The sequence below is a fragment of the Marinococcus sp. PL1-022 genome (assembly GCF_033845285.1).
In the GTDB taxonomy this organism is placed as follows: domain Bacteria; phylum Bacillota; class Bacilli; order Bacillales; family Marinococcaceae; genus Marinococcus.
The window spans coordinates 731,582-756,442 of sequence record NZ_JAWXCX010000001.1; the positions used below are offsets into that span (position 1 = coordinate 731,582).

Annotated in this window: 20 protein-coding genes and 1 other annotated feature; all 20 genes read left to right on the forward strand. The window is 48.7% G+C overall.

What is annotated here, in order from left to right; genetic code table 11:
• The first annotated feature begins 9 nt into the window (after positions 1-9).
• The 20 genes from leuC to mreD all read left to right on the forward strand — a co-directional run bounded on the left by leuC (position 10) and on the right by mreD (position 24,755).
• A complete protein-coding gene (leuC, locus tag SIC45_RS03695; RefSeq protein ID WP_319631105.1) occupies positions 10-1,425 on the forward strand; it encodes a 3-isopropylmalate dehydratase large subunit in 1,416 nt (471 codons plus the stop codon).
• A 12-nt stretch (positions 1,426-1,437) separates the two neighbouring features.
• Complete coding sequence (leuD, locus tag SIC45_RS03700; RefSeq protein ID WP_319631106.1) at positions 1,438-2,028, forward strand: 3-isopropylmalate dehydratase small subunit; 591 nt, start codon at positions 1,438-1,440, stop codon at positions 2,026-2,028.
• Positions 2,029-2,177: 149 nt separating this feature from the next.
• On the forward strand, positions 2,178-3,197 hold the full coding sequence (locus tag SIC45_RS03705) for a tetratricopeptide repeat protein (protein WP_319631107.1): 1,020 nt from the start codon (positions 2,178-2,180) through the stop codon (positions 3,195-3,197).
• 144 nt (positions 3,198-3,341) lie between these two features.
• Positions 3,342-4,679, forward strand: a complete 1,338-nt coding sequence (tig, locus tag SIC45_RS03710; protein WP_319631108.1) for a trigger factor — start codon at positions 3,342-3,344, stop codon at positions 4,677-4,679.
• A gap of 327 nt (positions 4,680-5,006) precedes the next feature.
• Entirely contained in the window at positions 5,007-6,281 is a 1,275-nt protein-coding gene (clpX, locus tag SIC45_RS03715; RefSeq protein ID WP_022793156.1) for an ATP-dependent protease ATP-binding subunit ClpX, read from the forward strand.
• Between the two features lie 235 nt (positions 6,282-6,516).
• Positions 6,517-8,850 carry an endopeptidase La gene (gene lon, locus SIC45_RS03720; RefSeq protein ID WP_298783574.1) on the forward strand — a complete coding sequence of 778 codons (2,334 nt, stop codon included), beginning with the start codon at positions 6,517-6,519 and terminating at the stop codon, positions 8,848-8,850.
• Positions 8,837-9,418 carry a ribosome biogenesis GTP-binding protein YihA/YsxC gene (gene yihA, locus SIC45_RS03725; RefSeq protein WP_091614714.1) on the forward strand — a complete coding sequence of 194 codons (582 nt, stop codon included), beginning with the start codon at positions 8,837-8,839 and terminating at the stop codon, positions 9,416-9,418. The genes lon and yihA overlap by 14 nt, the downstream gene beginning before the upstream one ends.
• Before the next feature lie 210 nt (positions 9,419-9,628).
• A complete protein-coding gene (hemA, locus tag SIC45_RS03730) occupies positions 9,629-11,029 on the forward strand; it encodes a glutamyl-tRNA reductase (protein ID WP_319631109.1) in 1,401 nt (466 codons plus the stop codon).
• A gap of 15 nt (positions 11,030-11,044) precedes the next feature.
• Complete coding sequence (locus SIC45_RS03735) at positions 11,045-11,875, forward strand: cytochrome c biogenesis protein (RefSeq protein ID WP_319631110.1); 831 nt, start codon at positions 11,045-11,047, stop codon at positions 11,873-11,875.
• A gap of 35 nt (positions 11,876-11,910) precedes the next feature.
• The gene (gene hemC / locus SIC45_RS03740) at positions 11,911-12,846 is read left to right on the forward strand and encodes a hydroxymethylbilane synthase (RefSeq protein WP_319631111.1); all 936 of its coding nucleotides are present in this window, start codon (positions 11,911-11,913) and stop codon (positions 12,844-12,846) included.
• The gene (locus SIC45_RS03745) at positions 12,846-13,592 is read left to right on the forward strand and encodes a uroporphyrinogen-III synthase (protein ID WP_319631112.1); all 747 of its coding nucleotides are present in this window, start codon (positions 12,846-12,848) and stop codon (positions 13,590-13,592) included. Before hemC ends, SIC45_RS03745 begins: the two co-directional genes overlap by 1 nt.
• An 11-nt stretch (positions 13,593-13,603) precedes the next feature.
• A complete protein-coding gene (gene hemB, locus SIC45_RS03750; RefSeq protein ID WP_319631113.1) occupies positions 13,604-14,596 on the forward strand; it encodes a porphobilinogen synthase in 993 nt (330 codons plus the stop codon).
• A 102-nt stretch (positions 14,597-14,698) separates the two neighbouring features.
• The gene (hemL, locus tag SIC45_RS03755) at positions 14,699-16,012 is read left to right on the forward strand and encodes a glutamate-1-semialdehyde 2,1-aminomutase (protein ID WP_319631114.1); all 1,314 of its coding nucleotides are present in this window, start codon (positions 14,699-14,701) and stop codon (positions 16,010-16,012) included.
• Between the two features lie 49 nt (positions 16,013-16,061).
• Positions 16,062-16,277, forward strand: a binding site (T-box leader).
• Positions 16,278-16,317: 40 nt separating this feature from the next.
• A complete protein-coding gene (locus SIC45_RS03760) occupies positions 16,318-18,957 on the forward strand; it encodes a valine--tRNA ligase (RefSeq protein WP_413645497.1) in 2,640 nt (879 codons plus the stop codon).
• A gap of 58 nt (positions 18,958-19,015) precedes the next feature.
• Positions 19,016-20,308: a folylpolyglutamate synthase/dihydrofolate synthase family protein gene (locus SIC45_RS03765; RefSeq protein WP_319631115.1), complete on the forward strand. Its 1,293-nt coding sequence runs from the start codon at positions 19,016-19,018 to the stop codon at positions 20,306-20,308.
• Positions 20,309-20,413: 105 nt separating this feature from the next.
• Positions 20,414-21,169, forward strand: a complete 756-nt coding sequence (locus SIC45_RS03770; protein ID WP_319631116.1) for a prepilin peptidase — start codon at positions 20,414-20,416, stop codon at positions 21,167-21,169.
• 38 nt (positions 21,170-21,207) lie between these two features.
• On the forward strand, positions 21,208-21,894 hold the full coding sequence (radC, locus tag SIC45_RS03775) for a RadC family protein (RefSeq protein WP_319631117.1): 687 nt from the start codon (positions 21,208-21,210) through the stop codon (positions 21,892-21,894).
• 328 nt (positions 21,895-22,222) lie between these two features.
• Positions 22,223-23,266, forward strand: a complete 1,044-nt coding sequence (locus SIC45_RS03780; protein WP_319631118.1) for a rod shape-determining protein — start codon at positions 22,223-22,225, stop codon at positions 23,264-23,266.
• Between the two features lie 26 nt (positions 23,267-23,292).
• Entirely contained in the window at positions 23,293-24,234 is a 942-nt protein-coding gene (gene mreC, locus SIC45_RS03785; protein ID WP_298783597.1) for a rod shape-determining protein MreC, read from the forward strand.
• Positions 24,231-24,755, forward strand: coding sequence for a rod shape-determining protein MreD (gene mreD, locus SIC45_RS03790; protein ID WP_298783599.1), 525 nt, complete (start codon positions 24,231-24,233; stop codon positions 24,753-24,755). The genes mreC and mreD overlap by 4 nt, the downstream gene beginning before the upstream one ends.
• Positions 24,756-24,861 lie beyond the last annotated feature (106 nt).

Genomic DNA, 24,861 nt, shown 5'->3' on the forward strand with positions numbered 1-24,861 from the left:
GGAAGTTCCATGAAGCCGAGAACAATCATTGATAAGATTTGGAATGAACACGCTGTTCGTGCCGAAACAGGCAAACCGAATTTAATGTATGTTGATCTTCATATGGTCCACGAAGTCACGTCCCCGCAGGCATTTGAAGGCCTTCGGCTGAGCGGGCGTCCAGTGAGGCGCCCGGACCTGACCTTTGCGACAATGGACCATAACGTACCAACGCTGAACCGGGAGTCTATTACCGATGCCATATCGAAAAAACAGATTGATACGCTGTTTGACAACTGCAAGGAATTTGGAGTGGAGCTTGCTGACATTCACAGTCCGAACAATGGTATTGTCCACATTATCGGCCCGGAGCTCGGGCTGACCCAGCCGGGGAAAACGATCGTGTGCGGCGACAGCCATACGTCCACCCACGGAGCTTTTGGTGCCCTTGCCTTTGGTATCGGTACAAGTGAAGTGGAACACGTTCTTGCCACCCAGACGCTTTGGCAGTCTCCTCCAAAAACGATGGAGGTGCATGTGGATGGAAGACTGGGCACCGGAGTTACAGCCAAGGACATTATTTTGTCGATCATCGCTAAATTCGGCGTTGATTTTGGCAGCGGCTATGTACTGGAATATACCGGTGAGGCAATTCGCGGTCTGACGATGGAAGAGCGGATGACAATTTGTAACATGTCTATCGAAGCCGGAGCACGTGCCGGCCTGATCAGTCCGGATCAGGTGACGTTCGATTACTTGAAAGACCGCCGGTTTGTACCGGAGGGTGCAGAATTTGATGAAAAAGTCGAACAGTGGCGTCAGCTTGCTACAGATGATGGGGCCGAATATGACGAACACGTAGTGATCCCCGCAGACGAAATCGAACCGATGGTAACGTGGGGAACCAACCCGTCCCAGGGTGTAGGTATTCACGGTACAGTTCCTTATCCGGAAGACGGGAAAAGTGCTACGGAGAAAAAAGTGATCAAAACATCGCTTGATTACATGGCTCTGGAGCCGGGCACGAAAATCACAGATATTCATGTGCAGCATGTGTTTCTTGGCTCCTGTACCAACGCGCGTATCGGGGACCTTCGTGAAGCTGCTAAAATTATCCGCGGCAACAAAGTAGCGGAAGGGATCCGCGCGATGGTCGTGCCGGGCTCCCAGCAGGTAAAAATGCAGGCAGAGGAAGAAGGACTCGACCAGGTATTTAAGGAAGCTGGATTTGAGTGGAGGGACTCCGGGTGCAGCATGTGCCTCGGCATGAATCCTGATTTTGTACCTGAGGGAGAGCGCTGTGCCTCCACGTCCAACAGAAACTTTGAAGGCCGGCAGGGAAAAGGTGCAAGAACGCACCTGGTCAGTCCGGCTATGGCAGCAGGGGCTGCTATTTACGGACACTTTGTAGATGTACGAAAATTGGATCAGACAGTTTCTTCATAAGGAGGTGGCAGCATGGAAGCACTCACAGTGCACGAAGGAAATACGGCAGTACTTGAACGGGCAAACGTGGACACAGACCAAATTATCCCGAAACAGTTTTTAAAACGCGTTGAACGTACCGGGTTCGGCCAGTTTTTATTTTTTGACTGGCGCTTCAAGTCGAATGGGGAAGAAGATCCTTCCTTTGAGCTGAATTATCCATCAGCAGCCAATGCTTCAATTTTGATTGCCGACCATAATTTTGGTTCAGGCTCTTCAAGGGAACACGCCCCATGGGCATTGCAGGACTACGGGTTTCGCGTTATTATTGCTCCCAGTTATTCGGATATTTTTTACAATAACTGCGTCAAAAACGGGATACTGCCGGTACGGCTGCCCGAAGATCAGGTTTATGAACTGATGAAGAATGGGAATGTTAAAGAATACCACTTGACAGTAGATTTACAAAATCAGCAAATCTCTGATAAAGATGCGGATTTCGAGGCAACATTTGAGATAGATCCCTATTGGAAGGAAATGCTGTTAAACGGATGGGATGAAATTAGTATTACGCTTCAATATGAAAAAGATATCGAAGCGTATGAAAAACGGGTCAAAGTTTAACGGGGAAGGCGGCCCAAAGCGGCCGTCTTCATTTTTACATTAAGCTGTACTGAACGCAGTTATTCATACATACATATACTATTTGATCTGCCCATACAAAAAATTTACGATCTACTGGCATAGCGGATTTTTACAGAAGGAGGCACCAGATGGATAAAAGGCCGAATCAGAAGGTTGTTTCTTTCCCTGGAGCAGCCGGAAAATTGGTGAAGCAGGGGCTCGAACAGCTGAAGGCTGGTGAAAAGGAGCAGGCCGTAGACGTGTTTCGCCAGGCGCTGATGCATGAGAGCCGAAATCCTGACGCTTCCTATGGTCTTCTTTTAGCTTACGCGGAAGCAGGATATCTGCAGGAAGCGGCCGGATGGGCAGAAGAACTGCTTAAAGACAATACCAGTGACTTTCTCGAGATTCTCCATGTATACGTACCGGTATTAGCTCAGCTGGGCAGGTATGACCAGGTAATTGAAACGCTGGATGAAGTGCAGAACACAAAGGAAGTGCCTGGTCATTTGAGAGAGCAGTTTCAGGAATTGTATGCTCTTGCTGATGGCATGACGCATATGCAAGTGGAAACGGAAGAATACAATACAATGCCTGAAGAACGCTCTTCGCTGCCGGTGGAATGGGAAATGGTGCTTCAAATGGGAACTGAGGACCAGAAGCTGCATGTGTTAAATGTGCTTCGAAAAGAAGGACCGGAAAAATGGATGCCTGCAATAAGGGAGCTGCTGGCCCGGCAGGAAACATCGCCACTAATGAAAAGCTTCCTTCTTCTGCTTCTGAAGGACTGGCAGATCGAAGACGCTGTCTGGGTGCAGAAGCTGGGCAGGAAAGGGGAGTTCGCCCCGTCCACGCTTCCGGCTTTGGAAGAGAGCAGCTCGTATACAGAGTCCTCGTTTCTGCTCGACCGTTCGCTCGGGGATAAAGATCCAGTGCTGCTTCAGCATGCGAAAGAGCTGCTGCAGCAGCTGCTGTTGTATTACTATCCTTTTCCTCCTTCGGTACAGATTGAAGTGCTGGCAGCTGTGCTGCACTTTGAGACGTTCCGGCAGTTTGAGCCGCTCCCGGACGAACAGGATATCAGGGAGTGTTACGGAGTAGCTGAAGCAGGCTTTAGATCGATGCAGGAGGAATACGAAAGAATCCAGGGGTTCATTCAGGAAATCTGAAAAGCCCCTATTTGAAAGTAATGTTTAATCCCTTGTGGGAGTAAGTTTAGCGGAAAATGAATCATTCATTGAAATGGTTTAGTGTTATGTTATAATAGGGTAGTTGTTTACACGGTAGAACCTAGTTATTTGGAGGGAATTTGAATGAATGCCAGTTGGGAAAAGAAAGAAGGAAACCAGGGAGTCTTAACCGTAGACGTAGAATCGGAACGGTTTGACAAAGCTCTGGATCAAGCATTTAATAAAGTGAAAAATGATGTATCTATTCCAGGATTTCGTAAAGGAAAAGTGCCACGGAAGCTTTTCGAAAGCCGTTTTGGAGTAGAGTCTTTATACCAGGATGCCCTGGATATCCTGCTTCCGGATGTTTATGCCGAAGCAGTGGACGAAGCGGGTATTGAACCAGTGGACCGTCCGGAAATCGATGTAGAAGAAGTGGAAAAAGGCAAAGACCTGAAATTCACTGCTACAGTCACCGTGAAGCCGGAAGTAGAGCTCGGCGAGATCAAAGGACTCGAAGTAGAGGAGTTTGACACTTCTGTATCAGAAGAAGAAGTAAACCAGGAGCTTGAAAATCTTCAGGGCAAATACGCAGATCTTGCCGTAGTGGAAGAGGGCGAAGTCCAGGACGGAGATACCGCTGTACTCGATTTCGAAGGTTTCGTAGATGGAGAAGCTTTTGAAGGCGGCAGTGCGGAAAATCACTCGCTTGAGATCGGCTCCAATTCCTTTATTCCAGGATTTGAAGAGCAGGTTGTAGGCATGCAGCCGGGTACAGAAAAAGATATTACGGTTACTTTCCCGGAAGAGTACCATGCTGAAAACCTTGCCGGCGAAGAAGCTGTCTTTCATGTCAAGCTTCACGAAATCAAGCGTAAAGAGCTTCCAGAGCTCGACGATGAGTTCGCGAAGGACGTAGAAGAGCACGAAGCAGAAACACTCGACGAGCTTAAAGCGGCAGTTCGCCATCAGCTTGAACACGACCGTGAGCATGAAAAAGAACATCACGAGCGGGACACTGTAGTTGAAGAGGCAGCGGAGAAAGCTTCTGCAGAAATTCCGCAGGCGATGATCAACACAGAATCCGACCGTATGCTTCAGGAATTCAGCCAGCGCCTTCAGTCCCAGGGTATGACTCTGGAAATGTACCAGCAGGTTACCGGTACGGACGAAGAAGGCATGAAAGAGCAGTTCCAGCCGGAAGCTGAAAAACGTGTCCGCATGAATCTGACTCTTGAAGCCGTAGCTGAGCAGGAAAACCTTGAAGCAAGTGAAGAAGACGTGGAAAATGAACTTCAAAAAATGGCTGACATGTACCAGCGCGATAAAGAAGAAATCCGCAGCCTTATCGAAATGCAGGGCGGCGTGGATATGCTGAAGCAGGATCTTCGTCTGCAGCGCGCTATCGACTATCTTGTTGAGCACAGCAAAACTGTACCGAAAAAAGAAAAACCAGAAGATGAAGAAGCAGAAAACGAATAAGGCTTAAATGCTTAAAAAATCCTGAGGGTGAAGTATGCCTTCAGGATTTTTCCGCCTGAAACGGGCAAAAATCAGCATACCCCGGCTGCCCATACTAAAGGGTATTGTTTCGATTTCCATAGGAAAGTATGATACAATTCAACTCAAGCGCAATAATTGTGTTATTTAAAAACTTCCTATATAGTAAACGAAGAATTAATATTTGTGTTTAGGCAGAGCAGAGAATATGCCGCTTTGAGAAAAGTCATCGAAGGGCTTAATCAGACGGATTGATTGTATACATTACGCTGCTTTAAATGTTTCATATTTAGGTGAGGGGTGAACCAGTTGATTAAATTCAATGAAGAAAAAGGACAATTGAAATGTTCCTTCTGTGGAAAAACTCAGGATCAGGTTCGTAAGCTGGTCGCCGGGCCCGGCGTATACATTTGTGATGAATGTATCGAACTGTGCACGGAGATCGTGGAGGAAGAATTAGGTTCGGAAGAAGAAGTGGAATTCGAAGAAATTCCGAAGCCATACGAAATCAATGAAACACTAGATGATTATGTTATCGGCCAGGAGAGAGCGAAAAAATCGCTTTCTGTAGCTGTCTATAACCACTATAAGCGTGTGAATTCCACAAAGAAAACCGACGACGTGGAACTGGCTAAAAGTAATATAGCGCTCTTAGGTCCGACCGGTAGCGGGAAAACACTATTAGCCCAGACGCTGGCCCGTATTTTGAACGTGCCGTTTGCGATCGCAGATGCAACTTCTTTGACGGAAGCAGGCTACGTGGGTGAAGACGTGGAAAACATTTTGCTGAAGCTTATCCAGGCAGCTGATTATGATACAGAGAAAGCAGAAAAGGGTATTATTTACATCGATGAAATTGATAAAGTAGCCCGTAAATCAGAAAACCCTTCCATCACCCGTGACGTATCCGGGGAAGGGGTTCAGCAGGCGCTTCTGAAAATTCTGGAAGGCACAACCGCCAGTGTTCCTCCGCAGGGAGGCAGAAAGCATCCTCATCAGGAATTTATCCAGATTGATACGAGCAATGTGCTGTTCATCTGCGGCGGTGCATTTGATGGCATCGAACAAATTGTAAAAGAACGCCTTGGCCGTAAAATCATCGGCTTTGGGGCAGAGTCTGAAAACGCTGAAATGGGCCACGATGAATACATGAGCCGGATTCTTCCGGAAGACCTGCTGCGCTATGGCCTGATTCCTGAATTTATCGGCCGGATCCCTGTCATTTCCAGCCTGTCGCAGTTAGACGAGGAAGCGTTGATTGAGATCCTGACCCAGCCGAAAAACGCGCTTGTCAAGCAGTATCAAAAGCTGCTCGAAATGGATGAAGTGGAGCTCGAATTCACCGAAGACGCGCTGCGTGCGATTTCGCGTAAAGCAATTGAACGCAAGACCGGAGCACGTGGACTTCGTTCCATCATCGAGGGCATCATGCTTGATGTCATGTATGATCTGCCTTCCAAAGAAGAAATTGTTTCCTGCACTATTACAGCAGAAAGCGTAGATAGTGACGGATCACCTCTTCTGAAAACAAAAGATGGCAAAGAAGTAACGTTAAAACAGTACAAACCAAAAGAAAGTGCATAAACGGTTTTTCGCCTGAATGAAAAGGGACCTTATACAGAAACCCCCGCATCCGTATGGTGCGGGGGTTCTGATTATTTATACATAGCATTTATAGACAACTTCCTGTCAATGAGTAATGTTTCATAGACAGTAATTTTATAAATAGGATAAAATAAATAGTATACCTTTAGTACGTAACAACCGCATCACTGCATAACAGCAAACGAATATAATTTGACAATAGAGGTGTTAGCGAATGCCAAATACAACGACGATTTCCATACCGATGCTGCCGCTTCGCGGACTGCTTGTGTTTCCGTCGATGGTGCTTCATTTGGATGTGGGAAGAGATAAATCCGTAGAGGCCCTGGAACAGGCAAATGCTAAGGACAGCCGGATTCTGCTCGTCACGCAGAAAGATTTATCAGTAGATAATCCGGGCGAAGCTGATGTGTACCATGTTGGTACAGTGGCAAAAATTAAGCAGATGCTGAAGCTTCCGAACGGCACCATCCGTGTATTGGTGGAAGGTCTGGAGCGCGCAGAAATAAAAGAATTTATCGATAAGGATGCTTTTTTCGAGGTGGAAATGGAAGTGCTGCCTACGGAAGAGCACGCGGATTCGGCTGAGGAACAGGCACTAATGAGAAAAGCACTCGAGGCTTTTGAACAATACGCCACTGCCTCCAAGCGAATTTCCAGTGAAACAATCCAGTCGGTACAGGACATTGCAGGGGCGGACCGGCTCGCCGATATGATCAGCTCTCACCTGCCGTTAAAAGTGGCAGAGAAGCAGGAGCTGCTCGAACAGTTCACCGCTTCAGAGCGTCTGCGTAAAATTATCGATATTTTGCAGAAGGAACAGGAAGTATTAGGTCTTGAAAACCAGATTGGACAGCGCGTAAAAAAATCAATGGAAAAAACGCAGCGGGAATACTATCTGCGTGAACAAATGAGGGCGATCCAAAAGGAGCTCGGAGAAGCTGACGGAAAAGAAAGCGAAGTAGATGAACTCAGGGAAAAAATTCAGCAGGCAAAAATGCCGGAACAGGTCCAGGAAAAAGCCGAGCGGGAGCTCAGGCGCTACGAAAAAATGCCAGGGGCTTCTGCAGAGACTTCCGTTATCAGGACATATATCGAATGGCTGGTGGATATACCGTGGTACGAGGAAACAGAAGATCAGCTTGACATTAAGCGTGCCCAGCGCGTACTTGATGAAGATCATTACGGCCTTGAAAAAGTTAAAGACCGGGTGCTTGAACACTTAGCCGTGCAGCAGCTGACAGAATCAGTGAAGGGGCCGATTTTGTGCCTGACCGGACCGCCGGGTGTGGGGAAAACGTCCTTAGCTCGTTCCATTGCCCGCTCTCTCGACCGTAACTTCACGAGAATGAGCCTTGGGGGCATCCGGGATGAAGCGGAAATCCGCGGCCACCGAAAAACCTATGTCGGTGCTATGCCCGGCCGTATTATTCAGGGAATGAAAAAGGCAGGGACCGTCAATCCGGTATTTCTGCTTGATGAAATCGACAAAATGGCCAGTGATTTCCGCGGGGACCCTTCTTCAGCCATGCTTGAAGTGCTTGACCCGGAACAGAATAATACGTTTGAAGATCATTATGTGGAAGAGCCTTACGATCTTTCCAAAACGATGTTTATTACTACGGCGAACAATATGAACACCATCCCTGAGCCGCTGCTCGACCGGATGGAGGTTATTCGCATTGCCGGATACACGGAAATTGAAAAAGAAGGTATTGCCAAAAACCACCTTGTGGAAAAGCAGATTAAGGAAAACGGCTTAACCAAAGGAAGCATCCAGTTCCGGCAGGGAGCCCTTTTGAAGCTGATCCGTGAGTATACGAGAGAAGCAGGAGTCCGTGGCCTTGAGAGAGAAATTGCAGCAGTGTGCCGGAAAGCAGCAAAGCTGATCGTCATGGGTGAAAACAAAAAAGTAGTAGTCACGCCGGCGAAAATCGAAGAACTGCTTGGACGTCCGCGGTACCGTTACGGACGTGCGGAGGAGGAAGACCAGGTGGGCGCAGCTACCGGCCTTGCCTATACAGCTGCCGGGGGGACAACTTTATCTATTGAAGTATCTCTCGCAAAAGGAAACGGCCAGCTGCAGTTAACCGGGAAGCTCGGTGACGTCATGAAGGAATCCGCGCAGGCGGCATTCAGCTATATTCGCTCAAAAGCGGATGAGTGGGGCGTTGACCCTGATTTTCAGGAAAAATGGGATATTCATATTCACGTTCCGGAAGGGGCCACTCCGAAGGACGGGCCTTCAGCAGGCATCACAATTGCAACAGCCCTGGTGTCTGCACTGTCCGGGCGGAAGGTGAAAAAGGAAGTAGGAATGACCGGTGAAATTACGCTGCGGGGCAGAGTCCTCCCAATCGGCGGACTCAAGGAAAAATCAATGAGCGCCCACCGGGCCGGACTGACGACGATCCTGATACCAGCCGATAATGAAAAGGATCTGGAAGATATACCGGAGAGCATCAAAAAAGATATTACGTTTATCACGGTGAAGCATCTTGATGAAGTGTTAAAAGAAGCATTGGAGGAGAAAAATGAAAGTTCATAAATCGGAGCTTGTGATAAGCGCGGTCAGCCCTAAGCAGTATCCTGAGGGAGGACTTCCGGAAATAGCTCTGGCCGGAAGATCCAACGTCGGGAAATCTTCGTTCATTAATTCCCTGTTAGCAAGAAAAAACCTGGCCCGTACCTCTTCAAAGCCCGGCAAAACACGTACACTCAACTTTTATAATATCGAAGACCGTTTTTTGTTTGTAGACGTTCCCGGCTACGGCTATGCGAAGGTATCGAAAAGCGAACGGGCAGCCTGGGGCGAAATGATGGAGGAGTATCTTAAAAGCAGAGACGTACTGAAAGCCGCTTTTATGATTATTGATTTTCGCCACGAACCGACCAAAGATGATATTGCGATGTACGATTATTTGAAATTTCATGAGCTGCCGGTAGTTATTATTGCAACAAAAGCTGATAAAATTACGAAAAATAAACGCCCCCGTCATTTAAAACGTGTTAAAGAAACACTTAAGCTGAAGCCGGAGGACCAGACGGTTGTGTTTTCCGCAGAAACGGCACAGGGTAAAGATGAAGCCTGGCGGGCTATTGAGCAGTTTATTTGAAAATAATATGTGGAAGTTATACATTGGAACGGTGAGTAAAAGAAAGATATAGTATAAAAACTGTCAGCCCTTGTTCACAAATTGACGTCAAAAGATAAATAGTTGTGTGATACAATGGGTTGTGTGAAGAGTGGAACGTATAAAAAAAGCTGAACATTTGGTGGTTGCATTAAACATGGTATTGATGACGCAGGGGGTGAAGATACGAACATGCATATTATTGTCGCTGGATTAGACTATAAAACAACTCCAGTTGAAACGAGGGAACGATTGGCCTTTCAGGATGATACACTTCCTCAGGCACTGCAGGAGCTTCGTGACATGAAAAGTATCCTGGAATGCGTCATCGTATCTACTTGTAACCGGACAGAGGTGTATGCAGTCGTTGACCAGCTGCATACAGGAAGGCACTTTGTGAAAAAATTTCTGGGCCGCTGGTTCGAAATGCCACAGGAAGATTTTGGCCCATTTTTAAATATACGCGAAAATGATGCAGCAGTGCAGCATTTGTTTCAGGTCGCAAGCGGTCTTGATTCCATGGTTATTGGTGAAACACAAATACTGGGTCAGGTGAAACATGCCCTTGCTACAGCCCACGAAAATGAAACGACCGGCACGATATTTAATGAACTGTTTAAACGTGCAGTCACGTATGCCAAACGGGCCCATCACGAAACAGAAATTAATGATAATCCTGTATCAGTCAGCTATGCTGCTGTGGAACTTGGTAAAAAAGTAGTCGGTTCGTTTAAAAACAAGCGGGTGCTTGTTTTGGGTGCGGGAAAAATGAGCGAATTGACAGCTAAACATCTGCACTCCGGCGGTGCTGCTGAAGTGACGGTATTTAACCGGACGTATGAAAAAGCAGAACAGATTGCTGCGCAGTTTAACGGAAAAGCTAAACCAATGGAGGAGCTGACTGACGCGCTTGCACAGGCGGATGTTTTAATTTCCTCCACCGGCTCGGATTCCTATGTGCTGAATAAAGAGCAGGTGGCTTCTGCCAGCAAAAAGCGAAAAGGTAAACCGCTGTTTATGGTTGATATTGCGGTTCCAAGAGATTTGGATCCGGCCTTGGATCAGCTCGATAATGTTTTTTTGTATGACATTGATGACCTGCAGGACATTGTGAATTCCAACATGGAAGAACGCAAAAAAGCTGCAGCACTGATGGAGAGAATGATCCATGCTGAAGTGTCAGATTTTAAGGACTGGGTGCATACCCTCGGAGTGGTACCGGTAATTTCCGCTCTCCGGACAAAAGCTCTGGCTATCCAGGCAGATACGATGGACAGCGTGGAACGGAAGCTTCCGGAGCTTACCGAGCGGGAAAAGAAAGTGCTGCGTAAGCACACGAAAAGCATCATCAATCAAATGATCAAAGATCCGATAACGAAGGCTAAAGAAATGGCTGATAACAATGATGCAGAAGAAATGCTGCAGCTGTTTACCGAAATCTTTGCTCTTGAAGAGGAAGTAGAAGAAGCCAGGGCAGCAGAGGAGCGCCAGATACGCAAGGAAGAAGCGGAGGAGGAATGGAATGCCTCCAGAGAATCGCGTGGGTTCCGCCTTCCATATGCTTACGCGACAGATGTCGCTGTTCGTTCCTAAGAGAGGGGCGTCAGGATGGTTGCAGCCGAAGGAATTATTTATATTGTAACGATTGTACTATACGGCCTGAGCGTCCTTTGCTACTTCGTTGATTTTTCTCAAACCAACCGGAAGGTGAACCGACTCGCCTTCTGGTTGCTTTCTATTGTCTGGGCTTCGCAGACGGCCTTTTTAGTACTTAGAATATTTATGTATGATCGCGCCCCGGTAATCACGCCTTTTGAAGGCATGTATTTCTATGCGTGGTCTCTTGTAACCATTTCACTTATTGTGAACTGGTTTTTTCGAATGGATGTACTGGTTTTCTTTTTAAATGTGATCGGGTTTCTGCTGATGACGTTCAGCTCTTTTTCGTTTAACGGCGATATTCCAAACGAGCTTGAAACGCTTCTTTTGTCTGAGACACTCGTAGTGCATATTATTTTTATTCTGCTCTCCTATGCTTCGTTTACACTGGCATTTGTATTTTCTGCGATGTATGTGCTGCAGCATCAGCTTTTAAAAAGAAAGCAATGGGGGAAACGGTTAATCAGAATGGAGAACCTGCCAAAAATGGAGAAGCTGGCAGGCACGACCACCGTGATCGGAGTCCCTCTTTTATTTGCGGGACTGGTGTTTGGTTTTCTCTGGGCAGGCAAATGGTATGACTCCCTTCCATGGCAGGATGCAAAAGTCATCGGTTCGATCATTCTCCTTGGCTTTTACAGTACGTATATATATTTACTGGCTGTTCATCACTGGCGCGGCTACCGTATGGCGCTTTTAAACGTTGCCTGCTTTGTCGTTTTACTCATTAATTATTTTATTTCCAGTGATTTGAGCCAGTTTCATATATGGTACTTATAACAAATATGGATGCTTAGAAAGGAATGGCTAGATGTATGCGCACAATTACCCTGGGCACTAGAAAAAGTAATCTGGCATTAAAACAAACAGAATGGGTGCAGCAGGAGCTTGAAAAACTGGACCTGCCCTATCGTTTTGAAGTGAAAAAAATCTCTACAAAGGGCGACCGTGTTCTGGACCGGACGTTATCTAAAGTTGGCGGAAAGGGCCTGTTTGTAAAGGAAATTGAGCAGGCGCTTACAGATGGTGAAATTGATATAGCTGTACACAGCATGAAGGATCTTCCGGGAGAAATGGCGGAAGGCTTTGAGGTCGGCGCTGTCACAAACCGGGTGGACCCAAGAGACGCTTATATTGCAAACAATCATGTAAAGTTTCATAATCTGCCGCTTGGGGCAGTAGTTGGCACGAGCAGTCTGCGGCGCACGTCCCAGATTAAAGCAGAGCGGCCGGATTTAAACGTTCAGTGGATCCGGGGTAATATCGAAACCCGGCTTCGGAAGCTGCGGGAGGAAAGCTTTGACGCCATTATCTTAGCGGCTGCCGGGCTGGAACGGATGGGCTGGAGCGATGAGATTGTCACGGAATTTCTTGAACCCAGCATGTGTGTCCCGGCTGTAGGTCAGGGCGCACTCGGTATTGAGTGCCGCAGCGGGGATGAAGATATATTAAAGATCATTCAACGTCTTCATGATGAGCCGGTTGCGGAATGTGTAGCTGCAGAGCGGGCCTTCCTGAAAGCTGTTGAGGGAGGATGTGCGGTGCCAATCGGCGGGTATGCGACTCTAAACAAAAAGGGTAATGTGCAATTAACCGCGATGATTGGTTCTACGGATGGACGCAAAATACTAAAAGAAAAGCTTACGGGCGATAATCCGGAAGAAATGGGCAGACAGGCTGCTGATGCCCTGCTTGGCCGGGGCGGCAAAGAAATTCTGGAACAGGCCCGGGAAGAGATGGGTGAAGAGTAGTGACAGCAACAGTACTGGTGACAAGAGGAGCCGGCCAGAACGCAAGTCTGGTGCAGGGTCTTCAGTCTGCAGGCTGTTGTGTCAAAGCGGTGCCGGTTATTACCACCGTACCGGTACGGAGCAGGGAAAAGGCAATGGCAGAGCGGTGGCGGAGCGGTAATATAGACTGGATGCTGGTAACAAGCGTGAATACCGTCTATTACCTGGCAGAATGGCAAAAGCGGCACGGTCTTGGTATTCCCGCCAACTTAAAAACAGCTGCTGTCGGGCCGAAAACCAAGCAGGCACTGGAACAGGAAGGCTTTCAGGTAGAGCTGATGCCGGAAAAATATAAAGCCGTTTCGTTAGCTGAAGCAGCCGGGCAGGTAATTGGCCGCCGGGAAAACGTGCTTCTTCCTCAAAGCGCCAAGGCGGCGGACACCCTGTACCGGTCGCTTGCAGCCCAGGGCTTAAGCTTATGGGTATGGCATTTATATACAACGGTGCCGGAAGAAAAAAATGAGCCCTTTCTGCAGACGATTTTAAAGAACCGGGGAGTTGACGTACTGACGGCCGCAAGTCCTTCCTCTGTAGAGGCCCTGTACCGGCTTGCAGGGGCTTACCAGCAGGTGCTTTTGGCTGTTCCCGTAGTGGCAATCGGCCCCTCGACTGGACAAACTGCCCGCGAAACTGGATTCAAGTATGTTTACGAAGCAGATATTCATTCCGTAGAAGGAATGATAGAAAAAACCAAGGAAATTATTTAGGAGGCTTCACATTGGCTGATTTACATTTCCGCCGGCACCGCAGATTGCGGACGACGCCTGGTATACGAGCAATGGTAAGAGAAAACGAACTACGGCCCAATGACTTGATTTATCCTATCTTTGTCGTCGAAGGGGAAAACGTGCGTAAAGAAGTACCGTCCATGCCGGGGGTCTATCATGTTTCCCTGGATCATTTGGATGCAGAAATGGATGAATTGGAAGTCCTCGGTATTCCGAGCGTCATCGTGTTTGGCGTGCCTCATGAGGAGGAAAAAGACGCTGAAGGAACGCCGGCTTTTCTGAAGGACGGAATCGTCCAGCGGGCGATCCGGCAGATTAAAGAAAATCACCCGGCGTTAACGGTGATTGCAGATACCTGTCTGTGCCAGTATACAGACCACGGGCACTGCGGGGTTATTCATAACGGCTACGTGGATAACGATGAGTCGCTGAGAAATCTAACAGAAACCGCAGTTTCCCAGGCGGAAGCCGGGGCAGACATTATTGCGCCGTCGAACATGATGGACGGCTTTACAGCGGCTATCCGGGAAGGGCTCGATAAAGCAGGACACGTGACGGTGCCGCTGATGTCCTATACGGTTAAATATGCCAGTGCCTTTTACGGCCCGTTCCGTGACGCAGCTCACAGCACTCCTTCGTTTGGGGACCGGAAAACCTACCAGATGGATCCACCGAACCGGCTTGAAGCGTTAAAAGAAGCGGAAACTGATGTCGAAGAAGGTGCCGATTTTCTTATTGTGAAGCCGGCCCTTGCTTATCTCGATATCGTAAGAGAAGTGAAGGAGCGCACCGGTTACCCAGTGGTAGCATATAACGTTTCCGGGGAATATGCGATGATTAAAGCTGCCGCCCAGAACGGATGGGTAAATGAAAAGGATATTGTCATGGAGAAGCTCACCAGTATGAAGCGTGCCGGAGCGGACCTGATTGTGACGTATTTCGCCAAAGATGCTGTTCGTTATATGCAGGAGGATAATAAATAATAATAGCAAGCTCTGGAAGGTATTCAGTCCAGGGCTTGTTTTCGATATACTAAGGACGGGAATAGCAAAAAAGATAACTTTTAAGTATCCAGGAGGTATGACATGAAATCGTATCATAATTCAATACATGCACATGAACGCGCAAAAAAAGTAATGCCGGGAGGAGTCAGCAGCCCCGTACGGACCTATGAATCGGTCGGCCATCCGGCTGTTTATATGGATGAAGGCAAAGGCTCCCGTATTAAGGATATTGACGGCAATGAATACATTGATTATGTGATGTCCTGGGGGCCGCTTCTTCTCGGACACGCAAACGAGCATGTGGTCGACAGCTTAAAAATTGTGGCTGAAAAAGGCACGAGCTTCGGTGCTTCGCACGTAACAGAAGCGGGTCTGGCAGAGCTTGTCGTGGACCGGGTGCCCTCCATTGAAGTCGTCCGGATGGTGAACTCCGGCACGGAAGCGACAATGAGTGCGCTGCGTCTCGCCCGCGGGTTTACCGGCCGGGACAAAATTGTAAAAATGGAGGGATGCTATCACGGCCACGGAGATTCTCTTCTCATTCGTGCCGGCTCCGGCGTCGCCACGCTTGGCCTGCCGGACAGCCCGGGCGTTCCTGGTTCGATTGCGCAGAATACGCTTACCGTTCCGTACAATGATCTCGACAGCCTGCAGAAGGCGTTTGATGAATACGGAGATGAAATCGCCGGTGTTATCCTCGAGCCTGTCACCGGGAATATGGGTGTGGTCACACCGGGTGAAGGATTTTTGGAAGGCGTTCGCGACATTACGAATCAGCACGGCAGTCTGCTGATTTTTGATGAAGTTATGAGCGGCTTCCGGGTGGACTATAACAGCGCCCAGGGACACTACGGGGTGACTCCGGATCTCACGTGTCTTGGAAAGGTGATCGGTGGCGGGCTTCCGGTGGGAGCCTACGGCGGCCGTGCCGATATCATGCAGCAGATTGCCCCGGACGGACCTATTTATCAGGCAGGTACCCTTTCCGGCAATCCATTGGCGATGACAGCCGGACTTGAAACACTCAGACAAGTGGACGAAAGCAGCTATGAAACGTTCCGCGCCCGGGCAGCCCAGCTTGAAGAAGGGCTGAACCGTGCGGCTTCCAAGCATGGAATCCCACATCAAATCAACCGTGCCGGAGCGATGATCGGCCTGTTCTTTACCGATGAACCGGTAGTGGATTTTGCTTCTGCGAAGAAGTCTGATCTGGGAATGTTCGCGCGTTATTTCCGTGGAATGATGGCAGAGGGAATATCACTTCCGCCTTCGCAGTTCGAAGGCCTGTTTTTATCGACGGAGCACAGCGAAGAAGATATCGATAAAACCATTGAGGCGGCTGACCGCGTCTTTGCAAGTCTTGCTGCAAATAAAGAGCACGGGGAAGACAGTTGACGCACGCGTCCTGGTTTCGTAAAATAAAGACACTAACTCAATATTAATAACAAATGCAGAAACAGGGAGGAGTACGCACGCAGGTCTGTTGTACAGAAAAAAGGATCCAGGGCTGAGAGATTCTTTAACGACCCGTGCGGAAAGTCGCCCTCGAGCTTCTTTTCTGAACGCATACAGTAAGAAAAGACGGTAGCCGCCGTTATGGGAAAGTGCCTGCTTGGCGGCAGGTATTAAGGTGGTACCGCGAAAACTCTTCGTCCTTACTCGGGATGAAGAGTTTTTTTATGAGAAGAAAGGGGATTTGTATGGGAAAACAAGAGACGGAAATGGCGAAAAAGTACGATCCGAAGGAAACAGAGAACCGCTGGTATGACTTCTGGAAAGAAACAGGACAGTTTGAAGCAGGCCAGACAGACGGCACACCTTATACAATTGTTATTCCGCCGCCGAACGTAACCGGCCGGCTTCACCTTGGCCATGCGTGGGATACGACGCTTCAGGATATTTTAATCCGTATGAAGCGTATGCAGGGCTATGACACCCTATGGCTGCCGGGGATGGACCATGCCGGGATTGCTACCCAGTCCAAGGTCGAGGCGCAGCTGAAGGAAGAAGGTACGAGCCGCTACGAGCTTGGACGGGAAGCGTTCCTGGAAAAAACGTGGGGATGGAAAGAGGAATATGCAGATTTCATCCGCAGCCAGTGGGCCAAGCTCGGACTTTCACTCGATTATTCGAGGGAGCGATTCACGCTTGATGAAGGTCTCTCGGAAGCGGTGCGGGAAGTCTTTGTTTCGTTGTATGAAAGGGAGCTTATCTACCGGGGTGAGTACATCATCAACTGGGACCCGGAAACGCAGACGGCGCTTTCGGATATTGAGGTGGAGTATAAAGAAGTACAGGGTCATTTTTACCATATGCGCTACCCGGTTAAAGGCGAAAATACCTCGATCGAAGTAGCGACGACCCGGCCGGAAACGATGCTCGGGGACACGGCAGTCGCGGTACATCCGGAGGACGGGCGCTATAAGCATCTTATCGGAAAAACGGCCGTGCTGCCGATCATCGGAAGAGAAATTCCAATTATCGCAGACGACTATGTGGACATGGATTTTGGTTCAGGGGCAGTGAAAATTACGCCTGCGCATGATCCAAATGACTTTGAAATGGGTAACCGTCATGACCTGCCGCGCGTACTTGTGATGAATGAGGACGGCAGCATGAATGGAAATGCCGGCGTCTACGAGGGCATGGACCGTTTTGCCTGCCGCCGGCAGCTGACGAAGGATCTGCAGGCAGAGGGCATTCTGTTTGATATCGAGGAGCATATGCATTCTGTCGGCCATTCCGAGCGGAGCGGCGCCGTGGTTGAACCGTACCTTTCCACCCAGTGGTTTGTAAACATGGGGCCGCTTGCGGAGCAGGCGGTAGAGCTTCAGAAGAAGGAAGAAAAAGTTACCTTTGTTCCGGAACGCTTTGAAAAGACGTATCTGCAGTGGATGGAAAACATTCGGGACTGGTGTATTTCCCGGCAGCTGTGGTGGGGGCACCGGATCCCGGCCTGGTACCATAAAGAAACAGGCGAAATTTATGTCGGACGCACGGCACCGGAAAATCCGGAGGAGTGGAAACAGGACGAGGACGTGCTTGATACATGGTTCAGCTCGGCTTTATGGCCGTTTTCGACTATGGGCTGGCCGGAAGAAAGCGCGGACTATGCGCGCTACTATCCGACGAGTGCGCTTGTCACCGGCTACGACATCATTTTCTTCTGGGTGTCGCGGATGATTTTTCAGGGTCTGGAGTTTACCGGCGAACGCCCGTTTGAGGACGTGCTTATTCACGGCCTGGTACGTGACAGCGAAGGGCGGAAAATGAGTAAATCCCTCGGCAACGGGGTGGACCCGATGGATGTTATCGATCAGTACGGGGCGGATGCTCTGCGCTTTCTGCTCGCTACAGGTACAACACCGGGCAATGATATTCGTTTCCAGTGGGAAAAGGTAGAGGCCAACTGGAATTTCGGCAATAAAATTTGGAACGCTGCCCGCTTTACGCTGATGAATGTGGAAGGGATAACGGCAGAAGATATCGAGCTCGAAGGCACAAAAACGATTGCGGACCGCTGGATTTTACACCGGCTGCAGGAAACAAAGCAGAACGCCACCCAGCTGATGGAAAAATACGAGTTTGGGGAGGCCGGAAGGACGCTCTATAACTTTATTTGGGATGACCTTTGCGACTGGTATATTGAAATGGCCAAGCTGCCGCTGTACGGTGAAGACGAACAGCCAAAACGCATGGCCCAGTCTGTACTTGTTCATGTATTTGATCAGACGATGCGTATGCTTCACCCGATGATGCCGTTTATCACGGAGGAAATCTGGCAGCATCTCCCTCACGAAGGAACGTCGATCATGAGTGCTTCCTGGCCGGTAGCGGATTCGCAGCTGTTTGACGAGGAAGCGGTACGCGATATGGAATTAATTCAGGAGGTTATTCGTTCGGTCCGGAATACGCGGGCGGAAATGAACGTTCCACCGAGCAAAGCGGTGCCGATGAGTCTGAAGCCGTCCAACAGCCAGGCTTCGGAACGACTCGAACGGGGGCGTGACTATATTGTACGGTTTGGAAATCCGGAAACGCTGACGATCGATGCAGCAATGGAGGCTCCGGAAAAATCCATATCCCACGTATTGAGCGGGGCGGAGATCTTTCTGCCGCTTGAAGGCCTTATTAATGTAGACGAAGAAATAGAGCGGCTGCAGCGGGAAAAAGACAAGCTTGATAAAGAAGTGGAACGGGTCACGAAAAAGCTGAACAACGAAGGGTTTGTCAGCAAAGCTCCCGCACACGTCGTCGAGGAAGAAAAAGAAAAACAGAAGGATTACGAACAAAAAAGAGAAAAAGTAACAGCCAGAATGGAAGAACTGCAAAAAAGCTAAGCAGCAGACGCTCCCGGCGAGGGGGCCTGCTGCATGGCTGTTTAAAGGGAGGTCTACTTTGCACACATACAAGGAAGCAGAAGCATGGGTGCACTCACTCGAAACGTTCGGTATCCGCCCGGGACTTGACCGGATGAACATGATGCTTGAAGCTGTCGGCAATCCGGAACGCCGACTGAAGGGCATTCATATTGGCGGAACGAACGGCAAAGGATCCACCGCGGCATTTACGAGAAATATTATGACAGAAGCAGGTATTGTCTGCGGATCATTCACATCACCGTATATTCACCATTTCCGTGAGCGGATTGCCACAGACGGAGAGCCGATCAGCGAGGAGGATTTTCTGGAGCTGGCTGCCGTTCTTCGTCCGGTAGTGGAAAGCATCGCCCGCACGCCGTTTGGATCACCGACGGAGTTTGAAGTGATTACTGTTATAGCGGCAATGTATTTTGCCAGAAAAACGTTTCCGGACGTAGTAATATGGGAGGTTGGCCTTGGCGGTCGTCTGGACGCTACAAACGCCATCCACCCTATGGTGAGCATTATCACAAATATTGGACACGACCATCAGGGAATTCTCGGGGACACGCTCGAAGAAGTAGCCCGGGAAAAAGCCGGCATTATTAAAGGCGGGGTTCCTGTGGTGACATGCGAACAAAATGAAGAGCTTGCCGGCATTTTTGAGGAGGCTGCCGATTACCAGCGCTCGAAGTTTTATCAGCTTGGCAGTCAGTTTTATGTCCGCCGCCTTGAGCCGTCAGAGTCAGGAACTCGTTTTTCCTTTTATTCCCTGCTCGGAGATATGGAGGATCTCGAGGTCTCCATGCTCGGGGAGCATCAGGTGGAGAATGCGGCAGCAGCGGTAATTACAACGCGTTACCTGAAAATGTATTATGCCCTGCCCGCAGAGGATGAGCACATTCGTGCTGGTCTGAAAAAAGCAGCCTGGCCGGGGAGACTTGAAAAAGCGCCTGGCGAGGAGCACGTCCTTTTTGACGGTGCGCATAATGAAGAGGGAATGAAAAGCCTTAAAGAAGCGTTAGCCACGCATTATCCAAACGGCCGGTTTCATTTTATTGTTGGAATGAAAACGGACAAATTACAGGCACCGGTGCTCGATCAGTTGGACGGCCTGGAGATAAAATCCATCACGGCGGTACCGTTTGATTTTCCGCAGGCAGCAGCGCCGGAGGATATTGCTGAAGCGAATACAGCCGACGTTCAAACAGCAGAAAGCTGGCAGAAGGCGTGGGAAAAAGCAGAGACAGCCCGGGATCAGGAAGACGTGATCGTGTTTGCCGGCTCCCTGTATTTCATCTCCCAGCTGATGCAGGAGTGGAGTCAATAAGAAAACGAGAAGCAGAAGCCGTATGCTTCTGCTTTTTTATTATTTTTTTGAGCTGATTAACGGAAAAGCATGCTATAATAAGAAAAAAATGGAAGAGGTGTTGTAATGAACGTATTGCTCGCTGTATATTTTACAGCGGCAGGGATGGTAGTGAGTTCCTTCTGTAACGCCGCAGGCATGCGAATGGCTGTTGGTGCGTCTGTATGGATGCCCCCGTCAAGGTGTCCGGTATGTGTCCAGCCAATTAAAAAAAGAGATTTAGTCCCCTGCTGTTCTTATCTGTATCTGGGCGGTAAATGCCGCTTCTGTAAAACCCGTATTTCCGCGATTTATCCTCTTATGGAAGGCGCCGGTGGTGTCTTGTTTTTCCTCGCCTACGTCCGCTTCGGACCAACTGCAGAATTCGCTGCAGCTTTACTTCTTATTTCCTACCTTTTCATTATTACTATCAGCGATATTACAGCCATGATCATCCCGGACCGGGTGTCGCTTTTGTTTTTTCTTGGAGCGGTGCTTTTAAAACTGTTCTGGCTGGAGGAGCCCGCCTGGAACGAAAGCTTCATAGGCGCACTAGCCGGCTTTTTTCTTTTATCAGCTATTATTCTGGTAACGAGGGGAGGGATGGGCGGCGGCGATCTGAAAATATTTACTGTTCTCGGATTTTTCTTTGGCCCGCATCTTCTTGCCGTAAATTTTACAGCTGCTGTATTCACTGCTTCTATTGTTATTTTTCTACTATATCCATTTAATGCTTTCAAAAAAGGAACACCGTTCCCGTTTGCCCCTGCTATCGCGGTCGGCAGCTTATTTACGTTGTTTGCCGGAGAAGCATGCCTGAAATGGTACCTGGCTTTTTTATAATCCCCCGTTTCAACCCCCACACATAAAGGAGACGATCAATGATGAAATTGACTGCAATCCCTGCCGGAACAGAACTGTTCCGTCCCCGTGAGAAAATGGAACAACAAGGAGCGGAGGCGCTGACGGAGCAGGAACTGCTGGCAGTACTCCTTCGCACAGGTACAAAGCAGGCGCCGGTACTGGAGCTGGCTGCCCAGGTGATGGAACGTTTCGATGCTCTTCCCTTATTGAAAGAAGCGACCAGGGAAGAATTGATGGAAATCCCGGGTATTGGAAAAGCAAAAGCTTTGGAGCTGCAGGCTGCCCTTGAGCTGGGAAAGCGCGTCTTTCGCTATTCGTATCCGGACAGATACGTTGTGCGTTCACCTGAAGACGCGGCGGAGTATATGATGGAAGACTTGAGGTTTTTACAGCAGGAGCATTTTGTAGTACTGTGTCTGAATACTAAAAATCAAATTATTCATAAGCAGACGCTATTTATCGGCAGTTTAAATTCAAGTATTGTTCATCCACGGGAGCTGTTCAAAGAAGCGCTGCGGCGGTCCGCCGCATCAATTATCTGTCTTCACAATCATCCATCCGGCGATCCGGCGCCGAGCAGCGAGGATATTCAGGTGACTAAGCGGGTAGCAGAATGCGGCCGACTGCTTGGAATTGAACTGCTCGACCATGTAATCGTTGGTGATCAGTGCTTTGAGAGCATGAAAGAGCAGGGATTTATGTAGAACGCGCAGATGTGAAAATAAGCCTATCCTAAAAAAACAGGTGCATTGCCCCTATGTTTTTCAAATATTTTTCAGTATAATAAAAAATAGTGCATGCAGGGACAGCTGTACTTTAATGCATAATAACGGGAGAGCGTCAGAGGAACAGAAATCCTGGAGATGAAAGCATTCATCCAGGAGGACCGCTGAACGTGCCCGCTACATATGGGAATACAGGGGTGCCGAAAAGGGCATTATCCAACATAATAAATCATTAGATGCTCCAATGAATAATACCTGCTGAAAAGGACGACCGTGCATTTTGCGAGACGAGAGGAGATATACATAGATGTTTGGAACGAGAGACCTGGGGATCGATTTAGGTACGGCAAATACGCTCGTTTACGCGAGAGGTGAAGGAGTCATTCTTCGTGAGCCCTCGGTGGTAGCTATGCGGACAGACACGGGAAATATTGAAGCTGTAGGCCGCAGCGCGAAAAATATGATTGGGCGTACACCGGGCAACATTAAGGCAATACGTCCAATGAAGGACGGCGTCATTGCTGATTTTGACACAACGGCGACTATGATGGAATATTTTATTGGTCAGTCGGTCAAAAAACGTTCGATATTCTCAAGAAAGCCAAATGTGATGGTATGTGTGCCGTCAGGTATTACGGCAGTTGAAAAGAGGGCCGTCGAGGATGCAACCAAACAGGCTGGTGCAAGAGAGGCCTATACGATCGAAGAACCGTTTGCAGCAGCCATCGGAGCCGACCTTCCTGTGTGGGAGCCTACAGGAAGCATGGTTGTTGACATCGGGGGTGGAACAACAGAAGTGGCTATCATTTCTCTTGGTGGCATCGTCACGAGTCAATCGATCCGCATCGCCGGAGATGAAATGGATGAAGCGATCATTCAGTATATCCGGAAAACGTATAATGTCATGGTGGGAGAGCGGACAGCGGAAGCCATTAAGCTTGAAGTTGGTGCTGCGGCTCCTCCTGCGGAAAATGAAAACAATGATACGATGGAAATCCGCGGAAGAGATGTAGTGACCGGGCTTCCAAAAACAGTTACAATTACCTCTGAAGAGATTGCAGGGTGTCTGAAAGACACGGTCTCTACTATTATTGATACGGTGAAGAGTACCCTTGAACAGACTCCGCCGGAATTAGCAGCGGATATTATGGACCGTGGTATCCTGTTAACAGGAGGAGGAGCTCTTCTTCAGCACATTGACCGGGTTCTCAGTGAAGAAACGAACATGGCCGTATTAGTGTCGGAGGAGCCTTTGGATTGTGTGGCACTTGGTACAGGACGCGCGTTAGAAAATATTCATTTGTTCCGCTCAAAAGCAGGTATTACATCCCGCTCAGGCCGGAATGCTTAATCTATCTTTAGAGTAGGTGGGGAACCATGCCGCACTTTTTTAACAACAAGCGATTGATCATCTTGATGGTAAGCATTATTCTTCTTGTTATACTCGTAGGGTTTTCCATGAGGGAACGGGAATCGGTGCCGTGGCCTGAAGAGTTCGTAAGAGACTCTGTAGGCGTTTTTCAGTCGACCATCAGCCGCCCGGCTCACTTTGCAGCTAATCGCTTCGAAGCTGTGGAAAATTTATTGGATACATACGAGGAAAATAAAACGCTTAAGCAACAGCTGGAAAAATACGCTGCCACTTCGGCAGAGCTTGAAAACACCCGTCAGGAAAATGAAACGCTCCGGGAATCGGCAGATACGCAGGAAATGCTGAGTGACTATGAAAGCCGCCAGGCGCTTGTCGTCTATCGTAATCCTGACCGCTGGACGCAGACGATCGGTATTAATCAGGGCACCCAGAACGGTATTGAACAGGATATGGCCGTGGTTACGAATGAAGGTCTTATCGGACGTGTGGCGGAGGCTTCTGAATTTTCCTCCACTGTTCAATTATTATCCGACGGGGAACGGACAAACCGTATCAGCGCCAGTGTGACTGCTGGTGATGAGACGGTTAATGCTTTCATTGAAGGATGGGATGAAGACCGGGACGGCCTTATGCTCCGGAAAATCCGCAGTGATGCAGAAATTGAAGAAGGCCAGCAGGTAGTTACCTCAGGGATGGGCGGAGCTTTTCCAAGCGGTATTCCAATCGGGGAAGTAAAAAGCATAGAACCGGATGAATACGGTTTAACGTATAACGCCCTTATTGAACCAGCGGCAGACTTCAGTGATTTAACGTACGTGAACGTCCTGGATCGGAACATTGAAGATTTGAGTGAAGAATTTCCTTCCCTTGAGGAAGACCAGGAGCAGGAGGATGAAGAGGAAGAAGCCGTGGATCCGGTCGGTGAAGAAGGCGGCGGGGGCTCATGACACGCTTTCTTATCCCCATATCGATCTTTTGTTTATTTCTTATCGAAGGAACATGGTTTGAAATTCTCTTCCCTCAGGAAAATGAAAGTGGATGGGTGTGGATGCCGAGATTTGCACTCATTGGAGTGGTTTTGACCAGCATATACCGCGGGCCGGTCGCAGGAGTGTGGGCAGGTATTTTCGTTGGTTTTCTCTATGATTTCACGTACACGCAGATTCTTGGTGTTTATACATTCTGCTTTGGCTTTATTGCGTACATGAGCTCCTACTCTCTGCCAGTGGTCCGCAACAGCTATGGTTGGCAGTGGCTTATCTTCTTCTGTGCGCTTTTTGTGTTTGAACTGCTGATCTATTTTATTTATTTTTTGTTAGGCATTGCCGAACTTTCCTTTGGAGAATTTTTAGTGAAACGGATGCTCGCTTCGTGGCTTATTAACGGGGCCGCCGCTTTGCTGCTGCTCGTTCCTTTTCGCCGTATTTTTGAATGGATTGAAGACCAGGAAAAAATCAGGCAGCGATAATTTTTTAAAAAAGAAGTGGTTTGCTGTTTATTCCTGTGAAATGAAACCGTATAATGGAAAGAACGACATTTACTAAGAATGGAGAGCGCTTAAGGGTTCAGGGGTG

Excerpts from the sequence above, each read along its gene's own strand:
- leuC (WP_319631105.1), top strand. The coding sequence starts at position 10 with ATGAAGCCGAGAACAATCATTGATAAGATTTGGAATGAACACGCTGTT.
- leuD (WP_319631106.1), top strand. The coding sequence starts at position 1,438 with ATGGAAGCACTCACAGTGCACGAAGGAAATACGGCAGTACTTGAACGG.
- SIC45_RS03705 (WP_319631107.1), top strand. The coding sequence starts at position 2,178 with ATGGATAAAAGGCCGAATCAGAAGGTTGTTTCTTTCCCTGGAGCAGCC.
- tig (WP_319631108.1), top strand. The coding sequence starts at position 3,342 with ATGAATGCCAGTTGGGAAAAGAAAGAAGGAAACCAGGGAGTCTTAACC.
- lon (WP_298783574.1), top strand. The coding sequence starts at position 6,517 with ATGCCAAATACAACGACGATTTCCATACCGATGCTGCCGCTTCGCGGA.
- yihA (WP_091614714.1), top strand. The coding sequence starts at position 8,837 with ATGAAAGTTCATAAATCGGAGCTTGTGATAAGCGCGGTCAGCCCTAAG.
- hemA (WP_319631109.1), top strand. The coding sequence starts at position 9,629 with ATGCATATTATTGTCGCTGGATTAGACTATAAAACAACTCCAGTTGAA.
- SIC45_RS03735 (WP_319631110.1), top strand. The coding sequence starts at position 11,045 with ATGGTTGCAGCCGAAGGAATTATTTATATTGTAACGATTGTACTATAC.
- hemC (WP_319631111.1), top strand. The coding sequence starts at position 11,911 with ATGCGCACAATTACCCTGGGCACTAGAAAAAGTAATCTGGCATTAAAA.
- hemL (WP_319631114.1), top strand. The coding sequence starts at position 14,699 with ATGAAATCGTATCATAATTCAATACATGCACATGAACGCGCAAAAAAA.
- SIC45_RS03760 (WP_413645497.1), top strand. The coding sequence starts at position 16,318 with ATGGGAAAACAAGAGACGGAAATGGCGAAAAAGTACGATCCGAAGGAA.
- SIC45_RS03770 (WP_319631116.1), top strand. The coding sequence starts at position 20,414 with ATGAACGTATTGCTCGCTGTATATTTTACAGCGGCAGGGATGGTAGTG.
- radC (WP_319631117.1), top strand. The coding sequence starts at position 21,208 with ATGATGAAATTGACTGCAATCCCTGCCGGAACAGAACTGTTCCGTCCC.
- SIC45_RS03780 (WP_319631118.1), top strand. The coding sequence starts at position 22,223 with ATGTTTGGAACGAGAGACCTGGGGATCGATTTAGGTACGGCAAATACG.
- mreC (WP_298783597.1), top strand. The coding sequence starts at position 23,293 with ATGCCGCACTTTTTTAACAACAAGCGATTGATCATCTTGATGGTAAGC.
- mreD (WP_298783599.1), top strand. The coding sequence starts at position 24,231 with ATGACACGCTTTCTTATCCCCATATCGATCTTTTGTTTATTTCTTATC.